The organism is Niabella aquatica, from assembly GCF_054779315.1.
Map to the genome: position 1 here is coordinate 113,430 of NZ_BAAGYM010000038.1, position 24,517 is coordinate 137,946.

14 protein-coding genes are annotated in these 24,517 nt (G+C 40.8%); 6 read left to right on the forward strand and 8 right to left on the reverse strand.

Going from position 1 to position 24,517, the window contains the following annotated elements; genetic code table 11:
• Positions 1–3 precede the first annotated feature (3 nt).
• The 5 genes from ACYVBM_RS20300 (at position 4) to ACYVBM_RS20320 (ending at position 9,747) form a co-directional block, all read left to right on the forward strand.
• A complete protein-coding gene (locus ACYVBM_RS20300) occupies positions 4–2,280 on the forward strand; it encodes a GH92 family glycosyl hydrolase (protein ID WP_460687529.1) in 2,277 nt (758 codons plus the stop codon).
• A 260-nt stretch (positions 2,281–2,540) separates the two neighbouring features.
• Positions 2,541–4,682, forward strand: coding sequence for a glycoside hydrolase family 31 protein (locus ACYVBM_RS20305; RefSeq protein ID WP_460687530.1), 2,142 nt, complete (start codon positions 2,541–2,543; stop codon positions 4,680–4,682).
• A gap of 312 nt (positions 4,683–4,994) precedes the next feature.
• Positions 4,995–6,506, forward strand: coding sequence for a glycoside hydrolase family 43 protein (locus ACYVBM_RS20310; RefSeq protein WP_460687531.1), 1,512 nt, complete (start codon positions 4,995–4,997; stop codon positions 6,504–6,506).
• An 83-nt stretch (positions 6,507–6,589) separates the two neighbouring features.
• Positions 6,590–6,841 (forward strand): hypothetical protein, encoded by a 252-nt coding sequence (locus ACYVBM_RS20315; protein WP_460687532.1) that lies wholly within the window; start codon positions 6,590–6,592, stop codon positions 6,839–6,841.
• Positions 6,842–6,852: 11 nt separating this feature from the next.
• Entirely contained in the window at positions 6,853–9,747 is a 2,895-nt protein-coding gene (locus ACYVBM_RS20320; RefSeq protein WP_460687533.1) for an outer membrane beta-barrel protein, read from the forward strand.
• 348 nt (positions 9,748–10,095) lie between these two features.
• Here ACYVBM_RS20320 and ACYVBM_RS20325 read toward each other — a convergent pair whose 3' ends face one another.
• A complete protein-coding gene (locus ACYVBM_RS20325) occupies positions 10,096–11,334 on the reverse strand; it encodes a 6-bladed beta-propeller (protein WP_460687534.1) in 1,239 nt (412 codons plus the stop codon).
• Positions 11,335–11,530: 196 nt separating this feature from the next.
• On the opposite strand from ACYVBM_RS20325, the gene ACYVBM_RS20330 reads away from it, so the two are divergent.
• Complete coding sequence (locus tag ACYVBM_RS20330) at positions 11,531–11,764, forward strand: HTH domain-containing protein (protein WP_460687535.1); 234 nt, start codon at positions 11,531–11,533, stop codon at positions 11,762–11,764.
• 110 nt (positions 11,765–11,874) lie between these two features.
• On the opposite strand, the gene ACYVBM_RS20335 is transcribed toward ACYVBM_RS20330, so the two are convergent.
• The 7 genes from ACYVBM_RS20335 to ACYVBM_RS20365 form a co-directional block, all read right to left on the reverse strand.
• A complete protein-coding gene (locus tag ACYVBM_RS20335) occupies positions 11,875–13,083 on the reverse strand; it encodes a 6-bladed beta-propeller (RefSeq protein WP_460687536.1) in 1,209 nt (402 codons plus the stop codon).
• A gap of 64 nt (positions 13,084–13,147) precedes the next feature.
• The gene (locus ACYVBM_RS20340) at positions 13,148–14,413 is read right to left on the reverse strand and encodes a 6-bladed beta-propeller (protein ID WP_460687537.1); all 1,266 of its coding nucleotides are present in this window, start codon (positions 14,411–14,413) and stop codon (positions 13,148–13,150) included.
• Positions 14,414–14,465: 52 nt separating this feature from the next.
• A complete protein-coding gene (locus ACYVBM_RS20345; protein ID WP_460687538.1) occupies positions 14,466–15,710 on the reverse strand; it encodes a 6-bladed beta-propeller in 1,245 nt (414 codons plus the stop codon).
• A 692-nt stretch (positions 15,711–16,402) separates the two neighbouring features.
• Complete coding sequence (locus tag ACYVBM_RS20350) at positions 16,403–19,348, reverse strand: porin family protein (RefSeq protein WP_460687539.1); 2,946 nt, start codon at positions 19,346–19,348, stop codon at positions 16,403–16,405.
• A 25-nt stretch (positions 19,349–19,373) separates the two neighbouring features.
• Positions 19,374–19,604 (reverse strand): hypothetical protein, encoded by a 231-nt coding sequence (locus ACYVBM_RS20355; RefSeq protein ID WP_460687540.1) that lies wholly within the window; start codon positions 19,602–19,604, stop codon positions 19,374–19,376.
• 141 nt (positions 19,605–19,745) lie between these two features.
• The gene (locus tag ACYVBM_RS20360) at positions 19,746–21,737 is read right to left on the reverse strand and encodes an O-antigen ligase family protein (RefSeq protein ID WP_460687541.1); all 1,992 of its coding nucleotides are present in this window, start codon (positions 21,735–21,737) and stop codon (positions 19,746–19,748) included.
• Between the two features lie 20 nt (positions 21,738–21,757).
• The gene (locus ACYVBM_RS20365; RefSeq protein ID WP_460687542.1) at positions 21,758–24,463 is read right to left on the reverse strand and encodes a prolyl oligopeptidase family serine peptidase; all 2,706 of its coding nucleotides are present in this window, start codon (positions 24,461–24,463) and stop codon (positions 21,758–21,760) included.
• Positions 24,464–24,517 lie beyond the last annotated feature (54 nt).

A 24,517-nucleotide genomic window follows, 5' to 3' on the forward strand; every position in this document is an offset into this window, starting at 1 on the left:
ATAATGAAGAAAATAATATTATTAACTGGGTTGATCGCTATATGCATTTCATTTAAGGCATCTGCACAAAAGCAATTGGTAGACTATGTAAGTACCCTCCAGGGTACCAACTCAAACTGGGGTTTGTCGTATGGGAATGTTTATCCTACTATCGCGCTTCCTTTCCCGGTTCACTCCTGGTCGCCACAAACAGGAAAAAACGGCGATGGCTGGAAATATACTTATAACGCTACTACTATACGTGGTTTTCAGCAGGTGCATCAATGCAGCCCGTGGATGGGGGACTATGGCGTTTTTTCCTTAATGCCGGTTGCCGGTAAGCTAACAGTAAACGAAGAAGAACGGGCCACTACATTCAGCCATGATAACGAGGTGGCCAAACCCTCTTATTATAAAGTAAAGTTTGATAATAATGTGATCACCGAAATAGCACCAACCGAGCGTTCGGCACACATGAGGTTTTCTTTTCCCAAAGGAAAAGACGCTTATTTGGTTTTCGACGGATATACAAAGTTCTCCCATGTAGAAATTATTCCGGAGGAAAGAAAATTGATAGGCTATGTAACCAATGGTATTTTCATACCTGAAAATTTTAAAAATCATTTTATCATCCAGTTCGACCAGCCATTTGTAAGTTACGGCACCTGGAGTGAGGAAGGCCGCTCCATCAAAGAAATGTCGGCATCCGGTGCAGGAGAAAAGCAGGGCGCCTATGTGCAATTTAAGCCGGGAGTAAAGGTACAGGCTAAAGTTTCATCATCCTATATCAGCCCTGAACAAGCAGTGCTGAACCTGAAGCAGGAGCTGGGTAAACATAATCAATTTGAGGTTACCAAACTGGCCGCCGATAAGGTTTGGAACCAGCTGCTGGGCCGGGTGAAAGTAGAAGGTGGGTCGGAGGATGATAAGGCTACCTTTTATTCCTGCCTGTTTCGTGCCAGCCTGTTCAGCCATAAATTTTATGATCTTAAAGAAAATGGGACGCCATATTATTTTAGTCCTTATGATGATAAGGTTCATGACGGGTACATGTACACTGATAATGGTTTCTGGGATACATTTCGTGCGCAGTTCCCGTTGAGTAATATTCTGCATCCTGCTATGCAGGGAAGGTATATGCAGTCTTTATTAGATGCACAGCAGCAGTATGGTTTTTTTCCTACATGGTCTAACCCGGGCATGTCGGGAGTTATGATCGGCAACCATGCTATTTCTTTATTAGCTGACGCCTGGGCAAAAGGTATCAGGAATTTTGACCCGCAAAAAACGCTCGAAGCCTATTATCATGAGGCTACCAATAAAGGCCCCTGGGGTGGCTCTAATGGCAGGGAAGGTCACCAGTATTGGTTTAGCCTGGGGTATATACCTTATAAAGAAGTGTCGGAAAGCGGGGCAAAATCTTTGGAATATGCGTATGACGACTGGTGCGCATACTACCTGGCCAGGGCTACGGGCAATAAATTTTACGAAAATGTTTTTGCCCGGCAGATATTCAACTATAAAAATGTATTTGATACCACGGTTGGTTTTGTACGCGGGCGTGATAAAAACGGTAACTGGGTGCCGAAAGATTTTGATCCTGTAGAATGGGGCGATCCTTTTACTGAAGGAAACCCCTGGCAATGGAGCTGGTCTGTCTTTCATGATATTAATGGACTGATTCAGCTGATGGGTGGAAAGGACCGGTTCAATAAAAAGCTCGACAGCCTTTTTACGGCGCCTCCTACGGTAAAATACGGCTCTTACGGGCAGGAAATTCACGAAATGAGGGAAATGGTTTTACAGGGCTTTGGGCAGTATGCCCACGGTAATGAGCCGGTGCAGCATGTGGGCTATTTGTATAATTATTCGGGGCAACCCTGGAAATCGCAAAAAATATTACGCGAGATCATGAAGCGGATCTATAATGCAACACCTAATGGCTTCCCGGGCGATGAAGACCAGGGCGAAACGTCTTCCTGGTATGTATTAAGCGCCATTGGCCTGTATTCGGTTTGTCCGGGAACGGATCAATATGTAATAGGAAGTCCCATGTTCAATAAAATTACCATTACGCTCGAAAACGGGAAACAATTTGTGGTGAAGGCCAATAACAATAGCGAAAAGAATGTTTATATTCAATCAGCAAGGCTGAATAATAAAGTGCACCACCGCAACTGGATCACGTATTCCGACATCATTAACGGGGGAGTACTGGAATTTGAAATGAGCGCCACTCCTAACAAAGAGCGGGGTACCCGTGAAGACGCAGTACCTTATTCGGTTTCGTTACACGATTAATAGAGATTTCGGACATTATAATATTTTAGAACAACCTGGCAGTTGTGATGAGGCTCACCCAAAAGCCGTAAGCCAATGGTTAGCCGGTAGGCCGAAACGCGATTGGTGCCAATGATATGTTGTGTCTTTTTTTGAAGATAATGATAGTAGTCACCATTCCGATACCTGCGAAGCAGGCAGGGATGATGGTAAAGGCACATCTCATTGCCCCATTGATTGTATGACACAAATTGATTAGTCGAAATGATTAAAAAAAGCACATGAAAAGAATTATTACACTTCTTATTTCCTTTTATTGCATTGCATTTGTCTGCAGTGCCCAAACAATTGAAGAAGTGGCGCCAGGTGTTTTTAAACTCACCTTAGGGAAACCTGCCGCTTTTACGCCGGTAAGTGTAATGGAAAGAAAGCCGCTGACGGCAGCACTGCAAAGATTGCCAGCACAAACGATCCCGTTTGATCTGTCTGATGTTGATATTGTGATAAATGAACGTGGCGTAAAAGTTTCCGTCCCGCTTGGAGAGGATGAACAACTGTATGGCTTTGGATTACAAATAGGATCTTTTAATCAAAACGGGTTGCGCAAAGTGCCTGTTGTTAATGATTACCCTTTAAATAACCTGGGCTATACACATGCCCCGCTTCCTTATTATGTATCCAATAAAGGATATGCAGTACTGGTGAACACGGCCAAATACACTACTTTTTATTGCGGGGGAAACCAGCCTAAAAAAAGCAATGGCGGCAATACGAAAGAAGGAACTTCCATTAAACTTTCGGCAGCTGATCTTTATAAAGCAAATGACCGGTATGCCGGTAATGTACTGGTGGATGTGCCCGGCGCGAAAGGAATAGAGATATATGTATTTGCCGGCCCGGGAATGCGTACTGCTGTGCAACGCTATAATCTTTTTTCCGGTGGCGGCGCTTTGCCGCCGCTATGGGGGCTGGGCGTGAAGTACCGGGTGAAAGCCGATTTTAATGAGCAGGAGGTATATAAAGCTGCCCGGTATTTCAGGCAGCATAAAATTCCGGTGGATGTAATAGGGCTGGAGCCAGGCTGGCAAACCGCTGCTTATCCCTGTACGTTTGTGTGGAACAATACCGCCTTCCCGCAACCACAGCAAATGATCGAAGGCTTGCGAAACCAGGGATATAAAGTCAATCTTTGGGAGCACGCATTTGTAAGATCGGAAAGTCCTTTGTATGAACCGCTCTTGCAGTATTCGGGCGATTACCTGGGCTTTTATGGCCTGGTGCCGGACTTTGCTGACGCAAAGGCAAGAGCGATCTTTGCAGACTATCATAAAAAGAACCTCGTTGATATAGGTATCAGCGGCTTCAAGATGGATGAATGCGATAATTCTGATCTCAGGTTTGGCAGCGCGCGCTGGAGCTTTCCTGAGCTGTCTCAATTTCCTTCCGGTATTGACGGAGAGCAAATGCACCAACTGTTTGGACTTTTATATCAGAAAACCATTTTTGATATATTCAAACAAAAAAATCAGCGTACTTACCTGGATGTGCGTTCTTCCAATGCAATGGCCACACCATTCCCGTCGGTACTTTACAGCGACACGTACAATCATAAAGAGTATGTGGAAATGATCAGCAATTCCGGGTTCTCAGGATTGCTTTGGTCGCCCGAAGTCAGGGAATCTGCGTCTTTTAAAGAACTGGCCCGGCGCAGCCAAACTGCCATTTTATCTGCCCAGACCTTATACAATAGCTGGTACCTTCAAAACCCACCCTGGCTCCAGGTAGATAAGGGAAAGAACAACGATAACCGGTTATTACCCGATGCAGAAGAAAATGAGGCTGTTATCAGAACACTGCTCAACTTCCGGATGAGCCTGATCCCTTATTTATATAGTGCTTTCTATAATTACTATTTTACAGGCATGCCCGTGTTTCGTGCATTGGTGATGGACTACCCGGAAGATAAAAACGTTTTTGAAGTAGCAGATGCATATATGATCGGTAGTGATCTGCTTGCCACTCCCATTATTGGCGATGCGGATACGAGGAAAGTGTATCTGCCCGAAGGAAACTGGTATAATTTCAATACCAATAAAAAATACGAAGGAGGAAAAAATTATACCGTATCTTTCGGTTTAAGTGATATCCCGCTTTTTGTAAAAGAAGGGTGTATTTTGCCCTTATGTGAGCCAGTGCAGTATATTGATGAAAATACAAAGTTTGATCTCTCCTGCCGGGTATATGGTACGCCCCGGAATCAGCCGGTACAGCTTTTCGAGGATGATGGGCTGAGCTTTAATTACGAAAAAGGAATGTTCAATATGGTTACAATTGCTTTGCATGGAGGAAAGTTAAGGTTGAGCAGGGAGGGAAGGAGCGATATAAGAAAATATACGCTGGAGAACACGGTTTGGATTCCATAGGATTTGTATTCACGGTATTGTTGGTGAAAATACCAATAATGGCAGTGCTGCCGTTGTTATGTCTTTTGACCAATAGCTAAACTGCGAAAAGTATTTATGTACTCTTTGGGAAAGCTATCGTTATTTCTTAACGAACTTGTTTCAACTTTTATTATTTGAGTTTTTTCTAAAAGAAAAATGTCGTCCTGTTCCGATGGCTATCGGAAGACGAAGGATACATTTTTCGAGAATTGGCTTCGGCAAGTTCAGCCTGACATTCATTTTACGCTCATTTTCGAAAAGTTTAAACAAGTTCAAGCTATCTTAGCAACTATGCGTAGTGTATTTTTATTTTTGATATTTAGTAGTATTTCTACCGGTACCGCTTTGTGCCAAACAGTTAAAAACAGTAAGGCTAACTATCAGCCGGTTATTCATGGTGATTTTGCTGATCCCTCCGTGATACGGGTTGGGAACAATTATTATGCAACCGGCACTTCTTCCGAATGGGCGCCACATTACCCGCTTTTTAAATCAACTGATCTGATTAACTGGAAGCCATCCGGGTATGTATTCGATAAAACCCCTGAATGGACGTCATCTTCTTTCTGGGCGCCTGAATTATTGTACAGGAACGGCACCTATTACGTTTATTATACTGCGAGAAAAAAATCAGATGGTATTTCCTGTATCGGAGTGGCTACCTCAAAGAATCCTGAAAAGGGTTTTACAGATAAGGGGATAATAATTGAGTTCGGGAAAGAAGCGATCGATGCTTTTGTGGCAGAAGAGAACGGGGTTTGGTATATTACTTTTAAAGCGTATGGGTTAGATTACAGGCCGATCGAATTATTAGGCTATCAGCTATCGGACGATGGATTGAAAACCGTTGGGGAACCCTTTATGTTATTGCGGGATGATGAAAAAATAGGTTTGGAGGGACAATGTATTGTCAGGAGAAACGATTATTATTATTATTTGTTTTATTCGGCCGGGGGCTGTTGTGGAATACAATGCAGTTATCATGTAAATGTGGCAAGGTCCCGATCATTAAAAGGCCCATATACGAAGTATGAGGGAAACCCTGTGGTCAACGCTTTTGACAGTTGGAAGTGTACCGGGCACGGCACTATAGTAACCAATAAAAAGGGAGAAGACTATTACCTGTTTCATGCTTATCATAATATAACCGATGTGTACACCGGCAGACAGGGGATGTTGGCTAAACTGAGCTGGAACAAACAAACCGGTTGGCCTTCTTTTCATCCGGTATCCGGAAAGGCTGCGGCAGGATTTGCGGATGCGTTTCAGGGCACAGCATTAAATGCCGTGTGGCAGTGGGATTTCAGGCATACGCAGCCGCAGGTAAATATTAAAAACGGGCATCTTTATCTGTCAGGCCAGGTGAAGGAAGGGAATAATACGGGTACAGCGCTAACCATAAAGCCATTTTATGCAGATTATGAAATATCAACTGCCGTGGCTGATCATAATGAGTCTCTAAAGGGATTGACTGTTTATGGAGATGCAAACCAGGCCATTGGTATAGGCGTAAAAGGCGACCAGGCAGAAGTATGGTATGTAAAGGATAACCAAAGGAGAGTGCTAAAAACAGTTAGAGTAAACAGAACTGTTTTAACGCAACTGAAGATGGTTGTCAGGAATGGACGGGATTTTAGATTTTTTCTTGGTGAAGGCCAGGATAAATGGAATGAAATAGTTGTAGCAGATACTGATATAAGGGAAGGGTTCTCCATACCCTGGGACAGGAGCCCGAGGCCAGGCTTATTACAGCAGGGAGATGACCCGGCTGTTTTCGATTATTTCAGGATAAGGTATTTTTAAGCATATTACCCTGTGCTCTAAGGATAGCGGTAAAATCCTTTACAGGTGACATTATATAAACGAGCTTCTGTAACTGAAAAACAATGTCTGTTAAAAGCCAGATCAACCGCCTTGCCCTGATGCATCAGCTTATTTCCAGGGAAAAAACAGGAGGCCCGCTGGAGTTAGCAAAGAAAATAAAAGTATCAGAAAGACAGGTGCACAATTACTTAAGTTTGCTAAAAGAAATGGAGCTCCTATTGATTTCTGCCGTAAAGGTCAAACTTATTATTATAAAGAAGAGGGCAGTTTTAACTTCAGGTTTTGTAAAGATTGAACGTCCTCTCCAAAAATAAGAATGAGGCAATTGAATAAAACTAAAGCCACTTATCGCCTTTCGGAAACTCTTTTCAAAAAAAAGAGCGTCTGCAATGTAGGTAGCTTCTTTATCGCTTGTTTATTGTGCTTCTCTTATAACTGTTTTTCACAAAAAACGGACTCCTTAAATACCGGAAGTATAAAAGGCCGGGCTAAAGACAGCACCTATAACTTTATGCTAACAAGCGCCACGGTTGCAGTGTATAAAGATGAAGACTCTTCTTTGCTCCAGTTCAGCCTGCCTGATAATTTTGGCGAATTCGCCATCCATTCTTTACCTCTTGATGTACAACTACGCCTGATCATTACCCATGTGGGTTATTCTGCCTTTTTACAGAAATTTTCTCTTAGTAAAGAAAAAAAAGAGATGGATTTTGGCTTGCTATATATGCATCAAAATACAGATGAGAAGGGTAACGTAATGGAAGAAGTAGTGGTAAAAGCCATACCTCCCATGCGCATGAACGGCGATACCCTGGAGTTTAATGCCGATGCTTTCAGGCTCGACAGCAATGCCACAGCCGAAGACCTGATGAGAAGGTTACCCGGCTTTACAATATGGGGAGATGGAGAGATTACGTTTAATGGCAAAAAAATTAACCAGGTATTGGTAGAGGGCAAGCCTTTTATGGGAAGCAGCAATGTGGCTATTGCTACCCAAAACCTGCCTAAAGACGCCCTGGATAAAATACAGGTGTACCAGCAGCGTGATGAAAAAAACCCCCTGGATTCCACTATGTTTGCCAACATCAAGCTGAAAGCGGATAAAAAGATGGGGTACTTTGGCAAACTGAGCGGCGCTTATGGCACAGACGATAGGTATGCGGTTGACGGCATGATCAGCGGGTTTAATAAAAAGTTACAGCTCAGCACGGTTGGCGCTTTTAATAATATTAACAAAATGGCCGGCAGCACCGATGTGCTGATGAGCAATACCACATTTAAAGGAGAAGGTACGAACCTGGAGTACCAGAGCGATTTTAATATGCGTGGACTGAACAGGCAGCTTGCTGCGGGGGCAAAGTTGCAATACGATTTTATACCTGATGTGCAATACCAGAAAAGCAGCCGCCTTGCTGCCGATTATTTCTTCAATCATAATAATTCATATATAAACGACAATACTCTTGCCAATACCTTTTTAAGCGCGGATACTATTCTTTCCCGGCGTGCGCTTACCCAGAACCGCGACTATTCTGATGACCAGCGGTTTAGCAGCAATTACACGCGCAGCACGGAAAGAATGAACCTGGTAACCAATGCGGCATTTAATGTTCAGTCCGGCAGCAGCGATAACGAAAGCACATCGGAGCAGGAAAAAACAGGTATGGGCATTATTGGCAAAAGCAGCTCCAGGGAAAATAATGAAAGCCGGTCGCGGAATATTACCGGTGGTTTTTCGTATACTAACCGCCAGCAGTGGGGAAACAAAGCGCGTATTCCGCGTGAATTTACCATGGGCTACCAGTTTTCCGCAAATGGCAAGGAAGGCAGCGGCCACACCCGCACCCAATTTGAATCAGCGACCAATACCGCCGACAACAGGATCTTTGACCGGTTGTACGCGCAGCGCAATGGCTCCGGCAGTAGCCACCAGTTGAATGCCGGCTATCCCAACCTCACCAAACTGATATTTGACAGGCACAGTTTTGGCGGCATACAGATGGGTATAACGGCCACCTATATCCTTAGAACCAATGCCACCAATACCAGCGTACAGGACCTGGACACCGTTTTAAACAGGTATGTTTTAAATGGCTATTTAACCAATAGCACGAACGCGCGTACCAGCAATTTTACGCCCGCATTCGTATTGTCGAAAAGTTTTTATAAGGGACTTACCAACCGCTACAATAAATGGGTAAATATGAATGCGGAACTAAAAAAACAATGGTATGGTATGCAGCACGATGCTTCCAGGGATGTTCAGGATTTTTCGTATCAATACCATCGGTTCATACCCAATGGGAGCATAGAGTACAATAATCACCAGTATGGCAGCTACGAGGTTAACTACAAGCTTGAATTTTCAACACAGGTAAATTATCCTAATGAAAACCAGGTGGCGCCGCTGGTGGACAGCTCTAATCTCTGGTACATACCTAAAGGCAACCGGAACATACAACCGGAATATCAGAGATTGCTTGCGTTCGGTTATCGCTTCACCAGCCGTAAATCGCGCAACCCTTATAGCTTCTGGCTCAAAACCAGGCTGGGGCAAACCGATGCTGCGATAACAGACAGCGCAGTTTACAATAACGATGGCGTGCGTACGGTTTACCTGGTAAACCATGATGGCCGGCGATATGTAAACGGGGATATCGGGTTTAGAAAGTCGCAGGAACTGGGCAAAAGCACCCTCGAGCTGAACACGGGGTATCGTTTTAGTGAAGACCGTTATCCCCAGTATATCGATGGCATCCTGAATATTTCCAACAGCAGGAACCAGCAGGTGAACCTGGATGTAAGTTTCCGGCACCAGGACCTGGTGACACTGAAAGCGGAGCAGGGCGTTGGCTTTTATAACAGCCGGCAGCAGGGATTTAACGACAGCCGGTTTAAAAGTAACAATCAATACACCCGCTTTATCGGAACCCTGCAATTACCCAAAAACCTGGTATGGAGCACTAATATTACCTATAACAAAAGCACCAGTAACGGTACGGACCCGTTGCATTTCACCATCTGGAATGCCAGCCTCACGTACCGATTTTTAAAAGGCAACCAGGGGGAAGCTAAATTTTCTGCATTGGATTTACTGCGCCAGAACAAAGGTATTATTAATACTTCCACAGGTAATACCCAAACTTTCACAACAAGCAATGTATTACAGCAATATTTTATGCTTACACTAAGCTATTATCTACGGAAGTTTGGAAAGTGATATGCCATGGGTGCATTATTATCGAACAAAACAAGTACCTTATTAAACGTCATCCTAAGCGAAGTGAAGGTTCTACCCTGATTCAGAAGACCCGCCAGCCGACAGGCAGGTGCCTCCTTACAGTGCCAATGACAGATATTAATCCATTGAAAAGTTAATGCCAACTTTTAACGTCATTCCGATACCTGCGAAGCTGGAGCGGAATCTCCTCAAATTCAGGAGACTTTTCGGCTCCGCTCAAAGTGACGGTTCTTTTTTGTCATTACCTCATTGATTTGGCATCGCAAATCCTTATAGCCGGCATGACGATCGCGACAATTTGGAACACACCCTACGCCACGCCAATGCCTAATAATCTCTCAACTTCATCCTCACAATAACCGGGTTGCTTTTGCGGTTCTGGGTGTTGAAATATTGTTGTAATGCCGGAGGGTATTGAGGATTTCGGAATTTGTTCTTTTCCATTTCTGCAAACATTTTCAATGAAGCAATCTGCGTATAAAAATTACCATTGGAATACATGAACCCGGAGATGCTGGTGTTGTATCCCGTAATGGGCAAAAAATAAGTAAGACTATCCGGGTTAATACGCTCCATAGACACAAGTTTACCATTTTCTGTATTATAAATAAAATTTCGTTGGGATTTTGCTTCTGACCCGGATGAAAAACTGATAGCTTTTGTGTTTACTTTAAAGAATAAAAGTTTATTGTGAAAAAGTATAGTATTTATAAAAAGTACTTTTTGCATATCATTTGAAATTGTTCTGTTTATATCTTCCAGCATTTTTCTATCTCCGGATTCTATAGTTTCTTTAGGAAAGCTATAATCAGAAGGAAACACAAGCTTACATACTTTAACAGCCGTATCCTTTGTAAGCTTATAAATTTCATGTTCCAAAGGAGTTCCAATATAAAAAGTACCGTTTACCACAAATCCGTCCATTTCAACGGAGCCTACTAAAATGGAAGCAGCTAAATGCTTTTGCTGATTATATGGGAGCAGCGATTTGTATAATTTTTCACTTTTGTATATCTTAACCAAGCCAAAGCTGCTGTCTACCGGATCTTTATCGGGCCACAATAAAAAGCTGGTACCGGTTGCAAAGTATCCGGAACCTATAGGTATTGTCCTTGATTTTACCGCTGTTGTCCCGCCTGTCTGTATTTTCGCTTTACTTTGGGCGATCCCGGTTTTCGAATAGTAGCTGGCATACTGCATCCCTGTAAAATCATCTTCCGTAATAATCACAATTTGCCGGTTGTATTGATCGAAATATATACGGGAATAGCTACTTTCCTTTTCCTTTACTTTCCTGATGAATTTTCCGTCAGGTGTAAAAAATAAAGTAGACCTTGTATCGTAATCATAAACTACGATACTGCTGTCTGTAATAAGAATGTTGCGGGCCTCACCAAAAGTGCTTTCTTTAGTTGTTTCCAAAGGAATATATTCTATTGATTCAAAATATTCTGACGCGCTGCCTCCGTAAGCCTGTGCCGGATCAATGCGGATCTTCGGCACTTTCTGCGCCGCTGCCACACCAGGCACTATAAATAGAAAAAAAAGTGTAATAATACGCATCATAGGAACGATCTATATAATAATATAGTACATCTAAAGGGCGTTGACCCCCATTTCTGGCGTTTAATTTATTCTTTATCAGGGTAAGAGTAGGGGTAAAGGACAGGTGAATTGACTATTATTTAACTACCATAGTAAAAACCAATTGTTTTTACTTATGAAAATACTATTTTACTAACAGTCTAATCAATTGAAACTAATGTCTATCAAAGAGCAAATCCTTCGCCTTGCCCTGCTGCACCGGCTTATAACCGGCAAAAAGACGGGACACGTAGCAGAATTATCAAAAAAACTAAGAGTTTCCGAGAGACAGGTACATAACGACCTGGTTGTATTAAAAGATATGGGCGCCCCCATTGGGTTTTGCCGGAAATGCCAGACATATTACTATAAAGAAGAAGGGGGCTTTAGTTTCACATTCTGTAAATATTGAGCTGTAATGAATAATAGGTGCCTCAAGTGACTTCAATTGGCTTTTTCCATTATGCTGTTACTTTGATGGACTGCCCTGTATTAGCCAAATTACTAATTATTAATTGACCCTTATTCCTTCAGCTTCATCCTTACAATAACCGGGTTGCTTTTGCGGTTCTGTGTGCTGAAGTATTCCTGTAATGTGGGCGGGTATTGGGGATTGCGGGATTTGGTAGCTTCACGGGCAGTGAACATCTCTAGCGATGAAACTACAGTGTAGAGTGCCTCCTTGTGCACTTTCACCCCGTTTAACGTAGTATTATTTCCTGTTAATGGTAAAAAACCGGACTTTTCATCAGGTGTGATATGTTCCATTGAAACCAACCAATTGGACGCAGTGTCCAGGATAAAATTGTATTGCTGTTCAGACGCCGATCCGGGAGTAATATTATATATCAGCGACCTCACTCTGAAAAACATATTCGTCCTGTTAAAAAACACATTATTCACCTCAAAAATCATTTTAGGATCGTTTCTGACCTTTCTTTCGAGGCTGTCAATCTTAAACAATTCAGTTGGAAATGGTTTACCCGGACTAAGAACAGACCGGTTTATCGGGAAAACAAGTTGAAAAAGTTGTATAAGAGTATCCTTATTTAACTGATATATTTCGTGAGTTAATGGTTTCGCAAAATACATATTTCCAAAATCTGCAACAATTCCTGGAGTTATTTTTCCTGAAATTTTACAAAAGCCTAAATCAGCAATGGAATCAATGATAAAATATTTTCTGAAAAGTTGCGCACCTTTAAAAACTTCTATAAGCGGTTTTACAGCATGAATATTTTTTTCGTGTCTTGCCAGATAACAACTATTAAAAGCAGCAAAATAGTTCTTTCCTAAAGAGATTTTTTCTGATAATCTGTTCTTTGATAATTGTTCATCTATAAAGACCCCGTTTTTATAGAATCTTTTATTGCTCCATGTATTATTATCCCAATTTAGTGTTGATATACCAATAAGGCCCTCGGTAGTAAGATCTCTGATAGTAATACTGGTGTTCTGATTCTTCTCCTTAATTCTTTTAATAAACTTTCCTTTTGAATTAAAAAACAAAACAGAATGTGTGTCGTGATTGTCATTAATTACGTAGCCGCTGTCTGTAACAATAAGTTGGTCTGAAGTGCCAAATAAACTCTCTTTGGTTGTTTCCAAAGGTATATACTCGATATTGGTAAAATAATCGGATACAACTCCTCCATATGCCTGTGCCGGGTCAATGCGGATTTTTGACACTTCCTGCGCCTGCAATACAGTTGCTGCAAAAACTGCTGCCAAACAAAATAAATACCTGCACCAATCCATTATTATTAATTATTAATTCCTAGTTATTATTTAGCCCTCACTCCTTCAGCTTCATCCTCACAATAACCGGGTTGCTTTTACGGTTCTGGGTTTTAAAATATTGCTGGAGAACAGGAGGATACTGCGGGTTTTTAGATTTTGTGTCTTCGTGCGATGAAAACATTAACAATGATGACAACACGTTATAAACATACCCATCATTGCTATACTTATATCCCGTGGCAGCCATTTTTCGCGGATCAGAAAAAGGCAGGAAACAGCTCATCTCATCGGGAATTATACGTTCCAAGGAGGCTGTCTTCCCTGTAAGTGTATCATATATAAAATTGTATAACGATGACTGGCCTGAACTGCTCCTGGTAGTGATAGCTCTCCTTTGTACCCGGAAAAACAGGTAGTTATTAAAAAAAAGGAGGTCGTTTATACCTATAATGGTTTCAGTTGAAAAGGCGCCAAAGTTCATACGCAAACCCTCAATCGTTTTTGCATCAGTAGCATTAATGATACTATCAGGAATTGACAGGTTTGCAGGAAATACAATTTGAAACTTAGGTATAGCTGCATCTTTGGATATATTGTAAACAATATGGGTACCGGGCGCGGAAATATAAAAATTATTATTTTTTACACCCACATTTTGGACAGCGCCAATACCGCCACCACATAAAGCACAAACTCCGGGCACTTTTGAAGGGTTATAGTTTAGAAACGATCGATATAGTGTATTGCCTTGATATATTTCTATCAGCGAGTATTCTTTATCTGGAGGTTGCGAGCCAATAGGATACATACAGGTATTTGTTACGGCAAAAAAGTTATTTCCAATCGGGATGGCTTTTCGCACTCCAAAAGGGTCATCTGCAAGTACCTGCAATTGAAAAGCAGGTTCCCGCGAGGGTAGCCCGTTAATAGTATAATAGGATACTTTTTCTCTTGTATTAGCAAACATTGTGAAAGGGGTAAAAAGAATTTGGTTTGATACGGGGTCATACATGATGTGAAAGGCTTTGCCGCTAGCGCCTTTTACTTTTCTTATATATTTGCCGTCTAAAGCAAAAAATAGCACAGATTTTGTGTCCCAGTCGCTAACAACTATTGTGCTATCTGTTATTATCAATTCATGTGCATCACCAAACCTGCTTTCCGGATTTGTTTCTAACGGTATATAGTCAACCTTGCTAAAATACTCTGATACTTTTCCCCCGTAGGCATTATAAGGGTTTATCCTGATTTTAGGAAGTTCCTGTGAGAAAGTATTCTGGTTTAGTCCTAAAAAAAGGAGTACAAGATGAATATGTTTCATTAATGTGATGATTTTTAAAATTTATACATTGCCAGTAATTAGAATGCCTCAATTACTCTGTCACTGCTACAATATTTTGTTCTCGCAACTTACTAAATACAAGAACAGGATTGTTTGATGAAGAAACTTTAAGTTCATTTAATTTATTTGAGGCGGAGTCCTTTTTTGTAAAGTTTAATTCCGTTACAAAGCCTTCAAAATTTGCAGATGTTACATATCCGGCTAAATAAGATTCAAAAAATCTTTTAAACGTATAAATAGGGCCACATCCACACGCTGGGTTAGTCTTTGCTTGTAGTAACTTAACTTTTTGAGTGTTGAAGTTATACGTAAAATGAAAATAGGAATTCGCTATTCTATAAAAACCAACAAGGTTATTTTGATTATTCGTTATCGCCACCCCTGTAATAGTATTTGTATCTTGAAGCACTTTTGTATAATTCATAGCTGTTAATTTTTCAGCAGTTTTTTCGCTAAGTAATTTGCCTTTCTCAAAGTTTATCATATACTTAGCAGTACATTTTTCAACTGTGTCTATCTGAAAAATTATTGGTGAATAAAAAGGAAGATATAAGTTCTTGTGATAATCTTTTGTTATAGTGCCATTCCCATCGGCTCCGGCTAAAAAGAATCCTAACTCTGTTTTATATGGAATTTGTCTTGATTTTATATTAAAGGCGCTATCAGTTTTTAATATTTGATATTTCATTCTTTTATCTTCTTCAATGCTATATTCTTTATCAAATAAATAACTCGCTCCATTGCTATTAATAGTAAATTTTTTAAACCGAAACGGTACTTTCTTTTCTCGAAGAAAGTTTAAAGAGTCGTCAAAATATAAAAGTTTATCGTTGCCTGGGTCATATAGGCATATTTCCTTTTGATTGTGTAAGATTGTAAAATCTACTGGTGTATAAAACTCCGATTCAGAAGCGCCTATTTTAGAATACTTTCCTAGAAACCTTCCATCAAAACCAAACTTTAATATTTGTCGCCCTCCTATATCTAGTATGTATATTGAATTACTCATAGAATCAATATAATCTATTTTCTTAATGATACATTCACTGTTGGTTTCAAGAGGAATGAAAAAAGTAGAGTCAAAAAGGGTTTCATAAGTGGCATTTACCTTAGGCGGAATAATTATTTTAGTAAGATCAACAGTATCATCGTTCGTGTTTTCTTCATTTGAACAAGACCATAACGGGAGGTATAATATTAGTATAAGAAAATATGGAAGTTTGTTAGTTTTGCTATGCTTGATAAAAGCATTAGATAAAGTAAAATGAATTTGCATGCGTTAATCTACTTAAATGAAAGCAATAGGTTTACAGAAGTATTTTAAATATCATTATTCTTTTTTCCAGTGCTTTCCAGAACATTGTTTATTTTTTATCATTTTTACAAATTAAATCGTGTTTATAGGAATAATCTTCTACACTTTCTAATTTGATTCTATATTTAAGTCTTTGACATAAGATTAAATCTTACATCAAAGACTTTTTGCAATGGAAACCTTACAAACCGTGTTAGTACAGCATTTCTTACGTATTATTACCCAAGTAATGTGTAGCTCAATAAAAGATGTGAAGTTGATTTAGGTAAGGTATATTCTTCATGTAAATTATTACATGGGGGAAGTGTACCAGCAATCTGCATTCCCGCCATAGTAACAAATGTAGCTACAATCAGAATATATAATCTGAACATAAACTCGACTAGGGTCGCCTCCATTTACTCTGCAAGTCCATTCACCGGAACTCACGAAAGATGACAATCCTAAAAGAGTTGCAATTGCTAAGGTTGGTACTATCGCCAACCGAAAAATTTTTTTCTTCATCATTTTACTGTTTTGTGCCTATCAACTGATTAGGCGGGTTAAGAAAATTTTTGATTTAGTGTTGCGAAATTAACCTTGACTACTATTATATGATAGCAGTGAAAAAATAGAATTGGTTATCTTCAAAACCCGTTTTTTTCGTTTTAAGCCTAACGTTTATTTCCAAATTGCCGGGGATAGTAGGCTAACGAAAGTATAAAATACTGCTGAAGCACATTACTGCTGCTAAAGGTTTGGGTATTGCCATTTACAGTATTTACAATAGCTTTATTCTGTCGCAATAAATCCATTGCAGAAAATTTTACCTCCCCCTGATTTCCTTTTAAAAACCGGTATGTAACCGCCGCATTCCATATCGTATAATGTACCGGCTCATTATTATTTGAGCTACTTCTATTGTAAGTTATATTGCTTGCCCATACTAAATTTTTTGGAAATTGAAAAGAGCCGCTAAACCGGGAGAACTGGTTGCCGCTTTTAAAATTATTATTGCCAGTTGCCATACCGTTTTGTTTGCTGTTGTAATAGCCCAGGCTTTCTTCTCCTTTTAGCAGTATCAGTTCTTTATAGCGATAGCTAAGGATGAACGACATATTGTGATAAATACCGTTGCTTATAACAAGCATATCATTTATATATTGTGGGGCGTTGCCACGGTCAAAATTATAATTGGCTCCTATCTCAAATGTTCTCTGCATCTTCATTTCTATTGACTTTTTAATGTTCATTCCCCCTCTTACATAACGGTTGCCATTGACGTTTACGGTATATACCGTGCGAACACCTTCTTCATTGTAAAGAATACTATCGGCCATGCTGTTATCAATAGCGCCCATACTTATGTTTATACCCAATCGCAAAGGGTTTTTAGGCGTGCGTGTATTAAAACTATACTGAAATGTCATCTCCCGTTTATATTGTGGCTGTATCAATAGATTTCCTTTGGGTATATACCAAAGGTTGCTACTGTCCACCAGCGGGGCAATATTGTTAACGCCGGGATAAGTAACATCACTTGCGTAATTCAGGGTATAACGCATTTCATAAAGGCCATATTGGTGATTGTAATACTCTGCGGAGGCCTGAGGAATAAACATAGCATAGCTGCGTTCAAAGTTCTGCATCACATGCTTAGCGTTATGGGTTATGGTATAAAATTGTTTTTTAAAATCTGCTTTTAAGCTCACCCATTTATTATAGCGATTGGTAAGCCCTTTCTGAAAAATTTTTGAAACAGTTACAGCGGGTACCAGGTTCTTAATTTGCTCATTCCTGTTATTAGTAAGATAGTTATTCAATATGTAAGTTTGATTAACTGTGTCTTTATCTAACACCCTGTCCGTATAAGTATTATTCTTAAAATCGAAAATGCCTGAAAGAGCAATATCAATATCGCCAAAGTTCTTCCTGTTAAAAATAAGCTGCTTTAACCTGGGATAGCTGGCTGTAATACGATACCCGCTACTGGTAGCATCACGCTGTTGATAGAATCTGTCAAACTCCCTGTTACCAAGTGGGTTTTGAAGGTATGTATATTTAGCAAAATTACGGGAGCTGCCTTTATGCTCATTGGCTGAAAACTGGTACCCAATATTAAATTCATCAGATATGCGCCGGTGTTTGCGGCCTAACACCTGGCGATGGCCATAATCTACGCCTACATTAATGCCCCTTCCGCTATTTTCACTGCTGCTGTTTAATTCACTATTGGCAATGAGGCCTACGCCTGTTTTTCGTTGTTCAGCAACACTTCTACCGGTGTTATAGCTGTTACTGGAAACAAGCGCTGAGTTGAATATGAGATTCATAGTTGGAGAACTTAGCTCATACTGTGACACGGCCTGCTGGCTAGTAGTGTGCTTATTTTCGCTGTCTGCGCTATTGTTTGAAAGAATAGTATCATTAGAAATATAATTATTGGAAGTGCTATTCCTGTTGGTAATTGCCTGGTTGTCGTTAATAAAATAGTCGGCATTAAAACGCGAGCGTTTTTGGTAAGCCGGGTCGGGGATGAAATCATATTGAAATTTGATACCTGCTGCAATGAGTCGGTTGATGCCGGGTAACGAAAAATCACTTTGGTAATCAGTATCCGCCCCTTCGCCTTTATAAGAACTGTTTTTCATCAGTACATCAATACCCGAAGCGGATTTATTAATATTATTGACGGCCCCAACCACATTTAACTGTATTTTTTTATTGAATCCCGAAATCATACCATCAATAGCATAGGGATTACTTCTTTGCCCATCGGAGCTGAAAAACAAATCGGGACTATTCTGCTTGCTTATAGTTTTCTTTTGAGGGCTTTTGCCATAACCGGCGCCTATCTTACCAAAGTACCCCATTTTTTTATCATCTTTAAGCCTTAAATTAGCAAACATGGTAGAATCTAAAGGATTTTTTTCATCGTATCGCTGATATATTTGTAGTTTATCCAGCGCTTCTTTAGGTAAATTTTGAGTGGCTACAGTAGTTGCCCCTCCCATAAAAGGTTTTCCGTCTACCATAAGTGCTTGTATTTTCTTACCGTTAAAGGTAATTTCTCCATCGCCCCAAATAGTAAGACCGGGTAAAATGCGCATCCAGTCTTCTCCTGTGGCGTTTGCATCCATTTTAAAGGCATCCGCGTTAAACTCCAGTGTATCTCCATTCATGCGCATGGGCGGGATGGACTTCACAATAACTTCTTCCATCAGTTTGCCGTCTTTATCGGTATTTTGATGCATATAAAGCAACCCGAAATCGAGGGTTTCGGTTTCTTTAGTAAGTGCAAATTTCCTGAAGAAAGGCGCATAGCCTATATGCGTAATGATTAGTTGCAAAGGGATATTTACAGGCAGGTGAGTAATATTAAACTCTCCAAAATTGTTGGGCAGGCCAAATTGTAATAAACTGCTATCCGCATCTTTATATACAGCTACCGTAGCATTAGTAAGCATAAAATTATAGGTGCTGTCTTTTATCTTTCCCTTAACGGCTGTAATAAAAATTGAATCCTTCTGTTGAGCAATAGAATTAAAAGGTATAAAGGATACATAGAACAGCAGTATTGAAATTATTCTGATTTTTTTATGCAAATAAATATCCTGCATGAATTAAGTATTGATTTGTTCGAAATTAAAAATCTTCAAAACCTAAACTGAATGAACCCGGTTTTGTATAATAATAGGTATTCTTTTTTCGACAGTAAACAATTGGTGCACCGAGCTGCTTCATAACATTGATATATTGATAAAGTTGACTTTCCGAAAGTTTTAGTTTTATTGCTAATTCTTTTGGTTTGCCAGTATCTGCTCTGCATATATAATCATTTATTTTTTTAATCCGGGTGAAAGTTTTAGTATCCATGCTCAGTATAATTATGCATGCAGCGTGTTGAAATGTGCAATTTCCTGGTCAGCTTATTTAGCGTGCCTGTATTTTTTGCAGCTATCATGAGGTGCAGTCGCTCTAACTGGTATAAAGTATAGTGTGACATGATATGGTTTTTTATGGTTCGTTCATTAGTTTTTCCGCCTCGTGCTTTATGCTTTCTACTTCTGCGGATGGCAGTTTTACGGGCATGGCCAGTATATCTGCTGCCACCTCCTTTGCCTTTGCACTATCGCCTACAGCCTGGTATAGCTGCATCAGCTCTAGCCTAGGCAAAAATCGGTTGGGCAAAAAATGGCATAGCCACTGCTGCAGGGCTATCGCCTCTGGCAGGCGGTTTAGCTTTTTATACACTTGCACCAATTGTTCTGTACCCTGCCTTGAAATATGCAGTTGAGCGGCGCCTTGCAGTAATGTGGCGGCAGTGGCACAGGTTACACTGTCGGCAGACAATAGCGTTCCATAATCGGTTAAAAATTTCCCGTCTGTTTTTAGAGGGCTGTATAATGTCGCATACAACTTCGTGGCTTCATCCTGCCCGGTGCCGTCCTCTCTTGCCTGCTGCCACAGCGTTGCGGCCCTGTAAGCCACAATGCCCTTATACGCTGTAGCGCTTAGCAGGAGGGGGCAGGCTATTAGCAAACTGTATTGTAATGCCGGAGAGCGCTTTTTGCCCGTGAAGGGAAACGCCCCAGGTTTTATTTCACTCCAACCCTCTCTGGTCCAAAGGTTTCCTTTTGGAGAAGGAGATAATGGAGAAGGGGGCGACGTTACCAACTTTGGAATCCCGGTTGTTGTCGGGTCGCCTTTTTCTACCGTATATAGTACAAATAGACCAACTATGCAAAACGCCAGCAGTGATAAAAGCGCGTTTATATGCAGAGGGTAGGAGGTGAAGCCGCAGGCCATGATGGCTACCGCTGTTAGCTTTAGCATTGCAGCCAGGCGATTGTTTGTAGCTGGTTTTGTTTTAAAAAAATAAACCAATAATACTATTGTAATAATAGCGCCGATAATACCCACGGTTGGAAACCATTGCAGGTACTCATTAAAAATGATATAGCTTTCCCCGGCGCTTAAAAAATAATCCTGTGGTGGCAGGGGCGTTTCTTTAAAATACTGCGCCTGCCATTGCGGGTAGTACCAGGCAAAACGCCCTATGCCGGTACCCGTCCAGAAATGGTCGGCAATATGCTGTAGGGCAATCTCTGTCTTCATCAGCCTGCCCATAGCGCTCATTTTTTTTAAGCCAAACAAATAATATCCTGCAAAGGCCGTTAGCGCCAACATGCCCAACCCGGTGCATACTATAAGCGCTTTGGGCAGCGGCTTTAGCTTTTGGCCAATAATGCTTCCATACCTGCTAAAGGCCCAGCCCGCAACCGTTATGAAAAAAGCTATATATGCGGTGCGGCTTTGGGTATGGTATATTAACAGGCCGCTTAGCACAAAAGCTGCCAGCGGCAATATGATACGCAGCCAGTGCAAAAGGAGCAAACACCTCACCTGCCTTCGGCGGGTAAAAATCGGGCGTAAGCAACTCCCCCTCTCCGCCCGGAGAGGGGCCTGGGGGGTGAGGTGGCTTAACATCGGCAAATGAACCACCAAATAGCAGGCATAAACACCAGAGTTTTGCAGCGTGCCTTTAATGGCAAGGGCCGTATGATCTCCATAACTTTTGGCCTCCAGCCATTGCTGCAGCCCTGTATATAGTTCAAAGAAAAAGGTGGCGATAATGACTGTAATGATTCCGTAAAGCACTTTTTTGTTCTTAGTAAGCGCTACGGTACTGCTAAGGAAAAATACAGATACCAATACTACAAAATATTCGTTGCCAAAAGAATACTTGTTGCTGAACAGCAGCAGCAGGCAAATAGCTATTACCGGCAGCAGCCATAGTATTTTTTTTAGAGATACTGCTCCCGGGTTACCTAAGGTATTCAATACCAGCACCAGCAACAAAAATGGTATAGAAAATACAAGGTAATAATGATCGTTTATCTCAGTTTCGTAGTTAAAGGCAAACCGGTAGTGAAACATAAAAAACAGGAATGCCGTGCTCCATCCGGTAATGCAAAGGATCCCTGAAAACAATTTTATGCCTTTCATCTGTTTGTTTTTTATGATTTTTATTGCCAGTGCTGATCAAATTCACCGGAGCTGCTATTTACATAAAAATCTTCCCAACCGTTAAAAGAAAGATCTTTGATCATTTCATAATTGAACTTGTCTCCATTGGAGCCAATCACCAATATATACTTTGCGGTATTCAAGGGGTTAGGGTAAATGAACGTATAAGACAAACCGGTTCCGTCAAAATGCCTGCCGCCAATAGTAATATATTGTTTTTCTATTTTTACCGGCAGCCTGCTATATACTTTATCCAGCAGCGCATTTGTATTATTATTACCCACAACAATCAGGTTGTAATTTTTTATATCAGGATCATTTACCTCCACATCTTTTTTAATGGAGAACTGCGCTGCAAGGAAGTTGGCCTTCCAGTTTAATGCAAAGCTGTCTGCGATAGCCTTACAGAGCGCCTGCTCCTTTACAGAGCCACCGCTGCCATATACCAGTAAAAAGGGGCGCGAAAAGAAATCATTCACCGGGCCTTCCGTATCATGATTTTTCAGGAATTCACTTTTTGTGTCCGTGCTTAACGAAATGCTCAATTGGTTGTTTTCCGGGTAAGAGTAATGGCCAGGCCGGCCATTAGCCATTACGGTTATCTGTTCTTTTTTATCCCGGATCTTCAGCTGGCTCAGATCAAGCGTAAGCCGGTTTACATTTTGAGCGGTAATGGTTATTGAATTGCGGGATTCGGAAAAATCGGCATTTACGTAGGCTTTTTTCCTGTAAGCAATATCATCAAGCGTTACCCAGAAGCAATGATTGTATTTTAGCAGCCGGGTTGAAAAAGCTATTTTGTTGGGAGTTACTTTCTTTTTAGTATTAAAGAAAGCGAAAATATCCGTCATGATCTTGTTCTCCGGCACCAGGTTCATAAAAAACAGGTCGGTGCCTTTTCGTACATACAGTTTTTTTAGCTTTATATTGCCGCCCGCTTTTTTAACCCGGTCATATAATCCCTGTGATAGGTCGAATGAGCTTTTTTCATCGTTTACAGAGTGAACAATATAGCTGGAAAAGTTTTTGAAGTTTTCCGGTGTATTATAAAAATTATATACCGCGTCTCTTTGTGAATACATCACTTCATGATCATCCTCTTCATTATCGCCATAACCGGGTATTGCCGGGCCTTCAGCCGCCAGCGCTGCAAAGTATGAGGGATATTTACCGGCCATATACAGCGCCAGGGCGCCGCCGGCACAGTCGCCATATACAAAGATCCGGCTGCTGTCAATATGGTAATCTTTTTTCACATCATTGATCCGCTCAAATACCGTATTGCAGAACATATTGATAAAATTATGATTGGTGTACACCCGGTAACTCGACCATAATACGGCAAACCGGTATTTTTCAGCCAGCTTTTTTATATGCTCGATCCGTTCAATATTGGACACATACGTACTGATGTTAAAAGGCCGCACACTCGATTCATAGGGCATCATAACCACTAAAGGAACCGGCTTCCCGTTATACGATTCCGGCACATAGATCATGTAAGAATCTTCCTCATGTTCTTTATCGATCTGGTTTCTTAAATGCAGCCCAGGAATATGAGCAAAGGCTGACTGCTTATTTTTGAGCCGCCTGTGTATTTCCGCAATTTCAAAAAGAAGCGCGGAAAGTTTCCGTTCATAGGGATTGTCATGGTTCACGTCCACTGAATCCACATACCGGAATCTTTTTCCCAGGATCTCTATATGCGCTCTTGCCTGATCGTCAGTATAGAACTGTTCCAGGTTTTTAATCATTTTATTGAACCAGGTATGATAATCGCCTTTGAAAAATCTTTGTTTGAATGTTTCGTTGTCGGTATTCAATTTTACGGTATAAGGTCCCGTAGGTAAATCAACTACAGGTATTTCCCAGGCATGGCCCACCGGCAACATTTTTTCGATCACTACATTACGGTTTACATCGGAGATTTCGAGCTTTACCGGTCGCGTTATTACTGTTGCAGGAGAGGTGATCCTAAGCTTCAGCGTGTCCCGCTCATTATGTAAGAGATAGTTTTCGCAGACGCTGAAATAATCGCGACCTAAAGAATTTTCAGTAGCATACGCTATTGAACATGCTTTTAGAAAAAACCTCCAGTCTCCATCCCCGTGAAGCAATTTAGCCAGTATAAAATTGTCCCCTTTTTTCAAACGCACCTTCACCAGGTACTGGTAGCCGCTTATAAAATCGTGAACATAGCTTAACAGTTTTTGCTCCCCGTTTACCCATAACCGGATCCCGTTATTTGCAGCTGGTATAAGTACTACTTCTTGCTCTTTTGTGCTTCTTATAATGGTAGCGGCATAAGTATATTTTGGCAATACATCATGAAAAAAGCCAACTTTTGGAAGCCGGTATAAAGTATCCACAGAAAAGTAACTACCGGTTTGGGTAAAGCCATACCTGAAATTTTCCTTGGCTTCCAGAGGAATAGTATCCTCCTGTGCTACTTTATTAAAGTATTTACTAAAATCCGCATAGTTTTTTAACTGGTCGCCGAGATCAGCATTGATTGTATCCTTAAAAGCTTCAATAGCGGCATCTTCCCTGTTTTTTTCCAGGTACACCAGGTTGGTAAATTCCCAGTTACGGATAACAACTTCTGAATCACAATTATTGATATTGCTGATATAATTGGTGACTCTCGGGTGGCTGTTACATGAACAAATGATGATCGTTAAAAATAAAAAATCCAAGAGTCTCATAAGCTAATTGTATTTTACGAACCTGTTTTAAGACCAGCCCTTTTTCAGCGCATA